This is a genomic window from Marinitoga hydrogenitolerans DSM 16785, assembly GCF_900129175.1.
GTDB classification, from domain to species: domain Bacteria; phylum Thermotogota; class Thermotogae; order Petrotogales; family Petrotogaceae; genus Marinitoga; species Marinitoga hydrogenitolerans.
Window position 1 is genome coordinate 23,236 of the sequence record NZ_FQUI01000023.1, and the last position, 12,325, is coordinate 35,560.

General features: G+C 26.7%; 16 protein-coding genes and 1 tRNA gene. 9 read left to right on the forward strand and 8 right to left on the reverse strand.

The window, feature by feature from the left end:
• Nucleotides 1-42: 42 nt before the first annotated feature.
• The 3 genes from BUA62_RS07245 to BUA62_RS07255 all read left to right on the forward strand — a co-directional run bounded on the left by BUA62_RS07245 (nt 43) and on the right by BUA62_RS07255 (nt 2,459).
• Entirely contained in the window at nt 43-1,194 is a 1,152-nt protein-coding gene (locus BUA62_RS07245) for a glycosyltransferase (protein ID WP_072864980.1), read from the forward strand.
• A 37-nt stretch (nt 1,195-1,231) separates the two neighbouring features.
• Nucleotides 1,232-1,306 (forward strand) — tRNA-Val (locus tag BUA62_RS07250).
• A 22-nt stretch (nt 1,307-1,328) separates the two neighbouring features.
• Nucleotides 1,329-2,459, forward strand: coding sequence for a glycosyltransferase family 2 protein (locus tag BUA62_RS07255; RefSeq protein ID WP_072864982.1), 1,131 nt, complete (start codon nt 1,329-1,331; stop codon nt 2,457-2,459).
• 20 nt (nt 2,460-2,479) lie between these two features.
• Here the strand turns inward: BUA62_RS07255 and BUA62_RS07260 are convergent, their stop codons facing one another.
• From BUA62_RS07260 to rpsF, 8 genes are all read right to left on the reverse strand, one after another.
• The gene (locus BUA62_RS07260; RefSeq protein ID WP_072864984.1) at nt 2,480-2,992 is read right to left on the reverse strand and encodes a hypothetical protein; all 513 of its coding nucleotides are present in this window, start codon (nt 2,990-2,992) and stop codon (nt 2,480-2,482) included.
• A 4-nt stretch (nt 2,993-2,996) separates the two neighbouring features.
• Nucleotides 2,997-3,926 (reverse strand): SPFH domain-containing protein, encoded by a 930-nt coding sequence (locus BUA62_RS07265; protein ID WP_072864985.1) that lies wholly within the window; start codon nt 3,924-3,926, stop codon nt 2,997-2,999.
• Between the two features lie 14 nt (nt 3,927-3,940).
• Complete coding sequence (locus tag BUA62_RS07270) at nt 3,941-4,369, reverse strand: NfeD family protein (RefSeq protein ID WP_072864987.1); 429 nt, start codon at nt 4,367-4,369, stop codon at nt 3,941-3,943.
• Nucleotides 4,370-4,387: 18 nt separating this feature from the next.
• Entirely contained in the window at nt 4,388-5,218 is an 831-nt protein-coding gene (locus tag BUA62_RS07275) for an MBL fold metallo-hydrolase (RefSeq protein WP_200782366.1), read from the reverse strand.
• Nucleotides 5,219-5,233: 15 nt separating this feature from the next.
• A complete protein-coding gene (gene rplI / locus BUA62_RS07280; RefSeq protein ID WP_072864989.1) occupies nt 5,234-5,683 on the reverse strand; it encodes a 50S ribosomal protein L9 in 450 nt (149 codons plus the stop codon).
• 102 nt (nt 5,684-5,785) lie between these two features.
• Complete coding sequence (gene rpsR, locus BUA62_RS07285) at nt 5,786-6,013, reverse strand: 30S ribosomal protein S18 (RefSeq protein ID WP_072864991.1); 228 nt, start codon at nt 6,011-6,013, stop codon at nt 5,786-5,788.
• 13 nt (nt 6,014-6,026) lie between these two features.
• On the reverse strand, nt 6,027-6,533 hold the full coding sequence (locus BUA62_RS07290) for a single-stranded DNA-binding protein (protein WP_072864993.1): 507 nt from the start codon (nt 6,531-6,533) through the stop codon (nt 6,027-6,029).
• Between the two features lie 13 nt (nt 6,534-6,546).
• A complete protein-coding gene (rpsF, locus tag BUA62_RS07295) occupies nt 6,547-6,933 on the reverse strand; it encodes a 30S ribosomal protein S6 (RefSeq protein ID WP_072864995.1) in 387 nt (128 codons plus the stop codon).
• Nucleotides 6,934-7,124: 191 nt separating this feature from the next.
• On the opposite strand from rpsF, the gene BUA62_RS07300 reads away from it, so the two are divergent.
• The 6 genes from BUA62_RS07300 (at nt 7,125) to BUA62_RS07325 (ending at nt 11,939) form a co-directional block, all read left to right on the forward strand.
• Complete coding sequence (locus BUA62_RS07300) at nt 7,125-7,691, forward strand: 3'-5' exonuclease (RefSeq protein WP_072864997.1); 567 nt, start codon at nt 7,125-7,127, stop codon at nt 7,689-7,691.
• Nucleotide 7,692: 1 nt separating this feature from the next.
• Nucleotides 7,693-8,973, forward strand: coding sequence for a PhoH family protein (locus BUA62_RS07305; RefSeq protein WP_072864999.1), 1,281 nt, complete (start codon nt 7,693-7,695; stop codon nt 8,971-8,973).
• A gap of 64 nt (nt 8,974-9,037) precedes the next feature.
• A complete protein-coding gene (locus tag BUA62_RS07310; protein WP_072865001.1) occupies nt 9,038-9,283 on the forward strand; it encodes a DUF4911 domain-containing protein in 246 nt (81 codons plus the stop codon).
• Entirely contained in the window at nt 9,258-10,319 is a 1,062-nt protein-coding gene (locus BUA62_RS07315; protein WP_072865003.1) for a YqeG family HAD IIIA-type phosphatase, read from the forward strand. The genes BUA62_RS07310 and BUA62_RS07315 overlap by 26 nt, the downstream gene beginning before the upstream one ends.
• Nucleotides 10,320-10,380: 61 nt before the next feature.
• Complete coding sequence (locus BUA62_RS07320) at nt 10,381-10,806, forward strand: secondary thiamine-phosphate synthase enzyme YjbQ (RefSeq protein WP_072865011.1); 426 nt, start codon at nt 10,381-10,383, stop codon at nt 10,804-10,806.
• Nucleotides 10,807-10,811: 5 nt separating this feature from the next.
• A complete protein-coding gene (locus BUA62_RS07325) occupies nt 10,812-11,939 on the forward strand; it encodes a family 1 glycosylhydrolase (RefSeq protein WP_072865005.1) in 1,128 nt (375 codons plus the stop codon).
• Nucleotides 11,940-12,325: the final 386 nt, after the last annotated feature.

A 12,325-nucleotide genomic window follows, 5' to 3' on the forward strand; every position in this document is an offset into this window, starting at 1 on the left:
ATATTTTTACAAATTCACAAAATAACGTAAAGAGGTGGAATAGTGAATATTGGAATTTTTTCTGATGTGTATTTTCCGCAAAAAAATGGAGTTTCTACTGCTGTAAAATTATATAAAGATGAAATGGAAAAATTAGGGCATAATGTTTACTTGTTTATCCCTAAATATTCTAAGAATTATAAAAGAAATGAAAAAAATGTATTTGAATTTCCAGCTATAAAATTTTTATTCGAAAAAGAGCAAAGAATTGCTTTACCATTATCAACAGATATATTTAAAATAAAAGATTTAAATTTAGATATTATTCATTCCCAAGACCCTTTTTCAATGGGTATCTTTGCAGAATTTATGTCTAAATTATTAAAAATAAAACACGTTGGAACTCATCATACAATGTATGAATATTATAGAAATTATTTACCATTGATTATAAGGCCTACCCTTAAACAAACTCAAAGAATGATACGAAATTGGTGTTTAAAGTTAGATAAAGTTATTTCTCCTACAAATAATATTAAAGATTTATTAGTTAGTTATGGTGTTCCAGATGATCATGTTATAGTTATTCCAACTGGGATCGACACAGAAAAATTTAATAAAGAAATAATCTGGAATTTGAGAGATGAATATAATATATTACCTGAAGAAAAAGTATTGCTATTTGTTGGAAGATTAGGACAAGAAAAAAATATAGATTTTTTAATTAAAGTTTTTCATAAGGTCTTTCATGAGGAAAGAAACATAAGATTTGTTATCATTGGAGACGGAATTGAAAAAAATAAATTAGAAGAGTTGGTTGTAGATTTAGATCTTCATGAAAGAGTTATTTTTACAGGTAGTCAACCTAGAGAAAATGTTATAGATGCTTATAAACAGGCTGACCTTTTCATCTTTGCATCTTATACAGAAACACAAGGTCTCGTTGTCTTAGAATCTATGGCTGCTGGAACACCTGTTGTGGCTTTAGGAAAAATGGGGGTATACGATTTATTAAATCATGAAAATGCAGGAGGTATAATGGTTAAAGATTTAAACGAAGATATTTTTGTTCATGAAATATTAAAGGTTTTAAAAGATGAAAATTTATATAACACTTTATCAAAAAATGCTATAAACTTTGTAAAAGAAAATTATTCTATAGAAGTATCAGTGAGAAAAATCATCGACGTATATAAAAATGTTTTAGAATATTGACAAAAAAAAAATTTTATGGTAGAATTCTTGAGGTAGTGGGTGCTTAGCTCAGTGGGAGAGCGCTTCCTTGACGCGGAAGAGGTCGCAGGTTCGATCCCTGCAGCACCCACCATTTTTTTGTAAGGAGAGAAAATATGGATATTTTATTCTTTTCTATTGTGTTTTCTATGCTTTTTCAACTATTAGGTAAATATTCTAATCTTTATAAAACTTTTCTCAGCAAAAAAAATTTAAAGTATCATTCGGATTTAAAAATTTCCATTATTATCCCTACATATAATGAAGAAAAAGTTATAGAAAAGAGCATTGAATGTATTCAAAAAAATACATATAAAAATTTTGAAATCATAGTTATTGATGACAACTCTTCTGATAGCACTTTTAAAATACTGAATGATTTAGAAAAAAAATACGATAATATAAAAATTTTATTAAAAAAGGGATATAAAGGAAAATCCCAATCTATCAATGAAGCTTTTAAATATGTAACGGGTGATGTTGTCCTCTTCTTGGATGCCGATACGTTAATAGATGAATACTTTTTAGAAGAACATATAAAATACTTTTATAATGATAAAATAAATATGACATATGTTGATTTTGAACCATATAATTATAAAGAAAAAATTATCTTTGATTATCAAGAAGTATATTTTGAATTTAGTCGAAATATATTATATTCAAATTTATTTTCAAAGGCTGTATTTATGGGAAATGGTGTTTTTATTAGAAAAAATATATTAGAAAAAGTTTTACCTTTAGATAATTTAACATTAGTTGATGATGTTCATTTAGCATTAAAACTCAATCATATAAAAATTAATCAAATTTTTGTTATATCACCTAAGGTCAAAATACAATATGTGAACAGCTTTAGAGACTTATATCTCCAACATAAAAGATGGTATATTGGCGGAATTGAAGAATTATTTAAAGCCTTAAAATATAAAAATATTAATATTTTTATTATAAATTTAATTATTATATCTATACTAACTCTACCTATCAGCTTTGCTTTTATTTCTTTAATACTACCTAAAATAGGATTTTTTTTATTAAAAACTTTTTTTGGCATTGTTTGGGGGTTAAATCTCGGTTCAGCTTTAATATTAATCAAAAAAAATAAATTATATAGAACCTTAATAAATATATTTGTAACTACACCTTTTATGCTCTTTTTTGAATATATAGTTTTAATAAATTCTTTTTTTAATCTTTTTAAAAAAGAAAAAAAATGGTATAAAGTCGAAAGAGAAACAATATAAAAACGGCCATATTGGCCGTTTTATGTTCTTGAAATTCTACCAAAATTAGTAGTTTTAACTATACCTGCACCTAATAAAAATAAAATAATATAAAAAAATTCATTGATATTATTCCTTATATTAAACCAAAAAGGAATTTTATTTACTAATAGAATTAAAGCAATTGAAAATGAGAAACCTTCTAATCCTCTTAATAAAATTCTTTTCATTAAAAATTTATAAAAATATGATTCTCTTGTATACCCAAAAGAAAGTATCATAGATCTAAATCTACTATCAAATTTATCTTTAGCTGTGAGATATGATCTCACATAAAATATAATTAAAGTTATAAAAAATAAAAAGTTAGCAAATTTCAAGTATTCTATACTCATAATTTTTATAAATAATATTAGCACCACAAAATTATATAAATTCATTAATTCAAAAATATAAGGAAACTTTTTATTTGTAATAATATAATATTGCGCAACAAAAAATGCTATAAAAGATGCTATAAAACATTCAAATAAAAGATACCAAAAATATAGCATTTAATCATTTCTCCTTCCCATCTATATCTTTTTCCATCTCCTCTTTAACTGATTTAGATTCAACTAAAGTTGCAACTGAGCCAAGTACTCCAATAATATCATAAGGAATAAACATTTTTGAAGCTTTTCCATTTGCCATTTCTTTTAAGGCTTCTAAATATTTAACCCTCAATAAATCCTGGGTAGGTTTTCCTTCATGAATTGCATTAAACACATTGATAATTGCATGAGCTTGACCTTCTGCTTCAACCTCGTATTTATATTTCTGAGCTTCTGCTACTCTCTTAACTGATTCTGCTTGCCCTTCTGCTTTTAATATTGCGGATCGCTTATCCCCTTCAGCTCTTAAAATTGCTGCTTGTTTATAACCTTCTGCCTCTAATATTGCAGCTCTTTTCATTCTTTCAGCTTTCATCTGTTTACTCATAGCTTCCATAATGTCATTTGGTGGATCTATTTTTTTTATTTCAACTCTTGTAACTTTCACACCCCATTTATCTGTAGCTTCATCTAACACTTCTCTTAATCTAGTATTTATCATTTCCCTTGATGTTAATGTTTGATCAAGTTCTAATTCACCTATAACATTTCTTAAATTTGTTTGAGCTAATTTCACTGCCGCAACTTCAAAACGATTTACATTATAAATAACTCTAAATGCTTCTGTAACTTCATAATAAATAACCGCATCTACAGTAACTATAACATTATCCTTAGTTATAACCTCTTGTGGTGGAACATCAATAACCATTTCCCTCATATCAACTTTTATTATTCTATCGAGAAAAGGTACAATAAACTGCAACCCTGGTTGTGCTTCTCGATGAAACTTCCCCAATCTTTCAATTAAAGCTTTTTCATATGGTCTGATAACTTTTAAACTTGTGGCTGCTAAAACTATTACAAAAAGTGTAATTATACCAAATAAATACATAAAAATCCCCCTCCTTATAGTTGTTTTTTCACAATTAAAATATTAGAATCCCTTTTTAAAATAATAATTTTATCTCCTTTTTTTATTTCTTCATCTTTCGAATATGCTCGCCACTCTTCTCCATTTACTTTCACTATACCCGAATTATTTTTATCAAAGGTTGTAAGAGCTATTCCTTCTTTATTGATCAATTCATCTAAATGAAATTTTACATTCTGAATAGGTTTCATCCAATTTTTTACAATTTTTCTTGAAAATAACCACAAAATTGTTGACAATATGATAAAAATTGTTGAGGTAATAATATAATTTGTAATAAATATTCCAAAAATCGAAGTGATAAAAGCAGCTATTCCAAACCATAAAAAGAAAAATGTTGGCGTAATAATTTCAAGAACAACAAATATAATCCCCAATATCAACCAAAATTGCCATTCTAACATAGTCCCCCCCCTTTCCAGCTAAATTATAGAAATTTCTTCTGGATGAACAATGTGAAATTCAATGTTTTTAAAACTTTCTGTTAACTCTTTTTCAGCTTTATTTATTAATCTATTATATCTACTTGATATATGATATAATATAACCCTTTTTGGACTTATATAAGTTAAAAGCTTTTTTATCTCATCCAAAGATGTGTGATTCCTCAACTTTCTGTCTGATTCTTTTATAAATGTACATTCATGAACTAACGTATCTGAATCTTCAATAATATCTGGAGATATAGGTAAAGAATCTCCACTAATTGTTATTATTTTTTTTTCATACTCCTCAAGAACTTCATCTTTTCCATTTTCTAAAATAATTTCTTTTATCTCTTTTCCAGAAAAATTTCGATACTCTGGTTTTAACCTTTTTCTTTTTTCAATTATTTGAAAACCTATAGATTTCTCACCTGGTGTATGACGTGTTTTAAAAATTTTTAAACATCTATTATTTTTCAAAGGTATTATATCTCCATGTTCAACTTCTTTAATATATAATTTGAATCTAAGATATTTATTCATTTTTTTTATAAAATTCAAATAATCTTCTATATTTTTCGAACCTTTAGGATAATATATTTCAAGATCCTTTTCGCGACTTCCCATTGCATTATTACGAGTATTGATAAATCCCCATAATCCAGCTATATGATCTACATGCGAATGGGTAATAAATAATTTTTCGATACTATATATTTTATTCCCAAGTGCTGCGCTAATACCTTCCCCCACATCAAACAGCAATCTATTTGGCTTATAATATATCCACGTTGTATATAATGCTTTCGATCTAATTATAAATTCCAAAATATTCACCATCCATTATTCTAAAGGTTCTACTCTTAATTTTATATCTCCTTTAACTCCTTCAGCAAGTTTTATTTTTAAAGTATATAATCCTATTTCCTTAATATTAACCTTTTCTACAAACCATCTTTTATCAAAATCTATATTTGTGGTTTCTTTTATTACTTTAGCTATATCTTTTGCTGTGATAGAACCAAATAATTTACCATTAGCTCCCGATTTTATTTTAATTTTATATACTCTATCTTGTAACTGTTTTAATAATCTTTCATTTTTTTCTTTTCTTTTTTGCTTTACTTCATTTTTTACTTCTTGTATTTTCTTTACATGCTTAATTTCACCTTCTTTTGCTTCAATAGCAAGTCCTCTTGGAATTAAATAGTTTCTACCATAACCATCAGAAACTTTAACTATTTCCCCTTTTTTTCCAACTTTTGATACATCTTTTAACAACATAACTTTCATATTATCAACCTCCAATTATTCTTCTACTTTTAGTATACCATAATTCTTTTAAATTTTAATTTTATATTTTTAAATATAAAAAAAGGAGGCTTCGCCTCCTAATTAATCATTTACAAAAGGTAGTAAAGCCATTTGTCTTGCTCTTTTTATGGCTGTTTTAACCATTCTTTGATGTTTAGCACAATTTCCATTTAATCTTTTTGGAATAATCTTACCCTTTTCGTTTATAAAATCTTTTAATAAATCTGTATTTTTGTAATCTATATATTCAACTTTCATTGAGCATAATTTACATTTTCTTACCCTTCTCGGTCTTCTATTAAATGCCATTTATTTTCACCTCCTAAAAATTTGGTGGAGTATCATCTTCTGGATTATCATCATCAATAGGAAAAAATTGAGGAAAATCGTTATTTGAAAAATCATCCAGATCATCAGATACTTCATTTATGTTCGGTTCGATTACTTCTATTTTAGAATTATTTTCAAAATTATCTGTTATATAAGCATCTCGACTAGACTTAGATTCCATAAATTGAATACTTGTTGCAGAAACTTCAGCTCTTTCTTTATAATTATTATTTTGATCTCTCCAACTATTTATTCTTAATGCACCTTCAACAAGAATCAATACTCCTTTTTTTAAATAGTTTTCTGCAAATTCAGCTCTTTTCCCAAAAACAACAACTCGGATAAAGTCTGTTTTTTGACCATTATAATCATTATTCCAATTTGGCCTATCTACTGCTAATGTAAAATTAGCAACTTTATCTCCAGAAGTTGTCATCCTAACTTCAGGATCACGCGTTAACCTTCCTACTAAAATAACTCTATTAAATGAATAACTCATAATTTCATCCCTATCATTCTTCAGAATTTACTGGTTCTTCAACAACAACTTCTTGATTTTCTACTGCTTTTTTTTCTTTACTTTTTTCAGCTTTTTCTAAATCTTCTCTTCTAAATACTTGCCATCTGAATGTATTTTGGCTATTAATCCTAAATAATCCGTCTAAAATATTCACTTTTTCAGGAGAAGCCTTAAAAATACCCCATGTGTAATCACCTTCAGTATGATTTTGATGGGTTCTATATGCTAATTTCCTTACGCCCCATCTTTCCCAATGCTGAATCTCACCTTCAACCTTTTCTTCTATCCAACTTTTTACTTTCTCTACTTCATTATTTCTTGCTTCTTCAGATAATTCTGGAGAAACAATAAACATAACCTCATAAATCCTTTCTTTCATACTACACCTCCTCGGACAATTTTGGCCCTTTTTAAGAGCGGGTTTTTATAATTCGAACATCCTATATTATACCAAATTTTTCATTGATTATGAAGCATTTAACATAATGTTATTCAAATTAATAACTTTTCGAAACTGAAATTGAAACTTAGATAAAATTATGCTATACTTAAATATAGGAGGTATTAGCAATGTATAATTTTAATACGCAAGTATTCGTTTCTTTTGATTTAGAAACTACAGGACTAAAACCAGATTTAGGAGATAGAATTATTGAAATTGCGGCTATTCCAATATTTAATGGAAAAATAAAAAGAAAATATGAATTCCATACACTAATAAATCCAAAAATCAAAATTCCCGTTGAAGGTTCTCAATTCCATAAATTAAACAATAAAGACATAGAAAATGCCCCTACTATAATAGAGATTTTTCCAAAATTCAAAGAATATATTTCAAACACCATCTTAGTTTCTCATAACGCTAAAATGGATATGTTATTTTTAGATGTTGCTGCCAAAGAAAGTGGAATTTTACCTATTGAAAATTATTATATAGATACACTTGAAATTGCTAAAACTCTTTTAGAAAAAGGACCTTATTCATTAGAATATCTCTCAAAAAAATTTAACATTTATATTGGAAAATCACACAGAGCTTATGAGGACGCTTTAATGACTGCAAAGTTGTTTTTAATTTTTTTAAATAAATTCGGGTTAAAAAGTTTAGGCGATTTTATAAAAAAATGGAGGGGATAGTATGATTAAAAATTACGTACTTGATACAAATGTATTGATTCATGACCCAAAAGCTATTTTTAACTTTGAAGACAATAACGTTATTATTCCGTTTCCTGTACTTGAAGAAATAGATAATCTAAAAACTCGAGGTGAACGAACTGGTGCTGCTGCCCGTGAAATTAATCGAGTTTTAGATAATTTAAGAAAACAAGGTAATCTAAGAACTGGAATAAAATTAGAAAACGGTGGAATACTCAGAATAATGACTTTAGAAGAAAATGGAGTAAAAATTCCACATTATTTAGGCAAAAAAATGGATGACTGGATTTTATTATACGCTCTTGAATTAAAAAAAGAAAGTAAAATCCCAACATATTTAGTTACAAAAGATTTAAATTTACGAATAAAAGCAGAGGCTGCTGGTATTGAACCACAGGATTATTTAACTGATAGAGTAGAATATGAAAATTATTTTCCTGGATTTATTGAACTTACTGTTGATAAAAAACTTGTTGAAAAAGAAAAAATCAACTTTAATCTATTAGATTTAGAATCAAAACCTTTTCCCAACACATATTTTGACTTAAATGATGGAAATTATTATAGATATTCTGAAAAGGAAAAATCCCTAATTAAATTAGAAGTTTCTTATTTTACCGAAGTTTTTGGAATAACCCCATTAAATAGAGAGCAAATTTTTGCATTTGATGCTTTATTAAACGACGAAATTCCTCTCGTCACATTGGTTGGAAGTGCAGGTACCGGTAAAACACTATTAGCTTTAGCTGTTGGATTAAACAAAGTTTTAGAAGAAAAACAATATAAAAAATTATTAGTTTCAAAACCTATTGTTCCTGTAGGCAAGGATATCGGTTATCTTCCCGGATCTATACAAGAAAAAATGAAACCATGGTTACAACCTATATATGATAATTTGGATTTTTTATTTCAAGGAAAAGGAAAAAAACCTGGTGAATATTTAGAAAAAAGGGATATTTTAGAAATCGAAGTGTTGTCATATATTAGAGGTAGGTCAATCCCTCAGCAATATATGATAATTGATGAAGCACAAAACCTTACACCTCATGAAATAAAAACAATAATAACTAGAGTTGGTGAAAATACAAAAATAGTTTTAACAGGTGACCCTTTTCAAATAGATAATCCATATTTAGGCTTTTCTTCAAATGGTTTAATTTATGTATCTTCAAAATTTAAAGATTCTAACTTGGCCGCTCATATATATTTATTAAAAGGCGAAAGATCCGAATTAGCAACCAAAGCTGCAGAACTTTTGTAAAAAACATTTAAGATATATAATGTAAAATATAGGGGTAATTCTATTTTATTGAAAGGGTGATTTAATGAAAAATGAAGTATTAGAATATGATGTATATTTAAGAGTAAAAAAAGAAGACATTCATCTTGTTACTTATCTATTAGAATCTGTTGATAACTTAATGAATGTTCGAAATGTGGTTGAAGGTAATTTAATGAAAATAATATGCCCTAAAGATACTTTGGATGAATCCTTAACATTAATAAATTCTTTAAAAGAAATGACTGATTTGGAGGTTGTAAGGGTTGAACCCAACAACGGAAAAGTCTAAAAGAAATATATATAATATTATCCCTATACCTTATGAACACCACTCAACAATTTTCGACATTGATTACAAAAAATTAAAAAAGTTAGGTTTTACCACAATATTGTTTGATTATGATTTCACCTTAGCTCCCTGGAAACAACAAATTGATGATAAAACTTTATCTCTTTTTAATAAACTTTATGAAATGGGATTTAAAATAGCTGTTGTCTCAAACGGTCCGGAAAAGAGAATTAAAAATGTTAAAGAAAAAACAAAAGGTAGAGTTAAAGTATATTGGAAAATGAGAAAACCTTTTTCAAAAAAATTAAAAAAAGTTTTGACTGATTTAAACTCAAAACCTCAAGAAACTATATTAATTGGTGATTTATTTTTTACAGATATTTTCGTTGGCAACAGAACTGGATTATATACCATATTGGTTAATCCTTATACATTTGAAATTGATTCCACATATAAAAAAATATCTGCATTTATATCGAAAGTCTTGTATTTTATATTTTTTTATACTCTTGGGTGGCTATTTAGAGTAATGGATTTAGCAGTACCAAATGAATTTGTTAAATCAGTTTTTGATATTGATTATAATAAATTAAAAAATAAAAATTATGAATTATTAATTTTTGATTTTGATAACACATTAACTACATGGCGCTCAGAAAAATTACCCGAAGATGTTCTAAACTTATTTGAAAAATTATCAAAAGATTTTAAGATCTTAATAGCCTCAAATGGCAAAGATCACCGATTTAACAGCATTAGAGAAATTTTAAATAAATATAATATAAATGTCATGGGATATTCATTAAAGCCTTTTCCTTTCAGAATAAAAAAGAAAATTCAGGAATTAAACATAAAACCAACACATGCAGTATTAATAGGCGATCAACTTTTTACAGATATTATAGCAGGTAACAAATCTGGATTTTATACCATAAAAGTAGAACCATTATCTTCTAAAGAAAGGATTATCACTAAAATTTTACGCTTTTTTGAAAAAATAAGCATAAAAACCATGCGCGAAAAGCCTAAATTCTAATAATTAATTTTTAAACTGGGGGGGTATTATGAGTTTTGATGAAGAAATATATGGAAATGAAGTGAAAAGCGTAACAAAATATTTATGGTTTAATACAAAAAAAAAGATTGAAATAATTCACTTAACAAATGAAGTTAGAGATTTTGTTAAGGAATCAAATATTATTGACGGGTATGTCATGGTATCCGCAATGCATTTAACGGCATCAATATATATTAATGATTGCGAAAGCGGTCTAATAGAGGATATTAAAGAATGGTTAGAAAAATTGGCTCCTCAAAATTATCCATACAAACATCATAGAACCGGCGAAATAAACGGACATGCTCATTTAAAAAATTTAATAATGCATCATCAAATAATTGTTCCTATAACCGATGGAGATCTTGATTTAGGACCATGGCAGGAAATTTTTTATGCCGAATTTGACGGTCAAAGACGAAAAAGAGTTATTTTGAAAGCATTTGGTATAACTGGTAAAAGGTGATAGAGATGGAAAAAAACATATCTTTTCCAAAGGGATTTATGTGGGGAAATACTTTTTCTTCTTATCAAATTGAAAAAGTAAATAATAAAACTAATTGGGATTTATGGCAAGAAAAAGGTCATATAAAAGATGGTAGTAATTTGTCTATTTTAAATAATATTAATATAAATCTGTTTAACGAAATACTTAAAATCTCTAAAGATCTACATTTAAATTCATTATCTTTTTCATTAGAATGGGCGAAAATTATACCTGAAATGAATTTTATTAATTATAAAAAATTGGAAAGTTATAAAAATTTTATTCTAAATTTGAAAAAAAGCAATATAGAACCTATAGTTATTTTAAATTACTACACCTTACCTATATGGTTTGAAGAACGTGGTGGTTTTAATAGAGAAGAAAATCTGAAATTTTTTACTGATTATGTTGATATTATCCTTAATTATATTGGAAATATTGTGGATTACTATATAACTTTTTTTGAACCTGGAAAATTTATTAAAAATAGTATTGAAAATATTTATCCCTCAAAGAATATCGAAAAAAAAGATTACATCATAAAAAAATTATATGATTTACACAAAGAAACATATGTAATGATAAAAAAGAAAAATAAATTCTCTAAAATATCGTTAGCAAAAAATATAGCATATGATGAAATTGATTTTAGAAAATATAATTTACTAAAATATATGGATTTCATTTCTATAAGTTATGATGGTGATTATAATTTTGATTCATCTAAACCTCTTCAAAAAGATGATATTGGAAAATCCATTAACCCTGATGTTTTATTAGATAGCTTGCTTAAATTAAAACACTTTGATAAACCAATTTTAATATTATCAACAGGAATTGCTGACGAAAATGATATATATAGATCTACATTTTTAATAAAAACTTTAACTAATTTACATAAAGCCTTAGAAAAAAAGATTAAAATTCTTGGATTTCATCATAAAACAATTTTTGATCTTTTTGAATGGGAATATGGTTTTTCTGCTAAATATGGTCTCTATGAATTCGACTACGAAAATATCAAATTCCATATTAGATCCAGTGGAAAAATATATGCTAATATTGTACAAAATAATGGCATTTTATCTTATCTGGAAAAATATACACAATAAAAAACAGCCGTATGTTAATATATATACGGCTGTTTTTTATTTATTATTCAGTTGCTGGCGGTTGAAAAGTTCTTGCTGCCAATTCTCCTAACTTTGACAGCAATCTGGGAAATTTAAGGAAAATAGAACGGTAGAATGCGGGTTTGAGACGATAAAAGTATGGAAAAATAGGATTAAAAAAAATCGTGTGATGACACAAAATATTTTAACAATAGTGTAATTTTCTTGATTTCATAGTGTTTTTGTGGTATAATATACAGTGACATTATGAAATCAAGAGGTGATTTTTATGTTTTTAAGAATTGTTAAAAATAATAAAGGAACAGAATATTTGAGAATTGTTGAAAATTATAGAGAGAACGGTAAAAACAAACAAAAGGTAATAG

Bases quoted from the DNA above. Each gene is read 5' to 3' on its own strand.
- BUA62_RS07260 (WP_072864984.1), bottom strand. From the start codon at position 2,992: ATGCTATATTTTTGGTATCTTTTATTTGAATGTTTTATAGCATCTTTT.
- BUA62_RS07300 (WP_072864997.1), top strand. From the start codon at position 7,125: ATGTATAATTTTAATACGCAAGTATTCGTTTCTTTTGATTTAGAAACT.
- rpsR (WP_072864991.1), bottom strand. From the start codon at position 6,013: ATGGCATTTAATAGAAGACCGAGAAGGGTAAGAAAATGTAAATTATGC.
- BUA62_RS07290 (WP_072864993.1), bottom strand. From the start codon at position 6,533: ATGAGTTATTCATTTAATAGAGTTATTTTAGTAGGAAGGTTAACGCGT.
- rplI (WP_072864989.1), bottom strand. From the start codon at position 5,683: ATGAAAGTTATGTTGTTAAAAGATGTATCAAAAGTTGGAAAAAAAGGG.
- BUA62_RS07305 (WP_072864999.1), top strand. From the start codon at position 7,693: ATGATTAAAAATTACGTACTTGATACAAATGTATTGATTCATGACCCA.
- BUA62_RS07270 (WP_072864987.1), bottom strand. From the start codon at position 4,369: ATGTTAGAATGGCAATTTTGGTTGATATTGGGGATTATATTTGTTGTT.
- rpsF (WP_072864995.1), bottom strand. From the start codon at position 6,933: ATGAAAGAAAGGATTTATGAGGTTATGTTTATTGTTTCTCCAGAATTA.
- BUA62_RS07310 (WP_072865001.1), top strand. From the start codon at position 9,038: ATGAAAAATGAAGTATTAGAATATGATGTATATTTAAGAGTAAAAAAA.
- BUA62_RS07265 (WP_072864985.1), bottom strand. From the start codon at position 3,926: ATGTATTTATTTGGTATAATTACACTTTTTGTAATAGTTTTAGCAGCC.
- BUA62_RS07255 (WP_072864982.1), top strand. From the start codon at position 1,329: ATGGATATTTTATTCTTTTCTATTGTGTTTTCTATGCTTTTTCAACTA.
- BUA62_RS07325 (WP_072865005.1), top strand. From the start codon at position 10,812: ATGGAAAAAAACATATCTTTTCCAAAGGGATTTATGTGGGGAAATACT.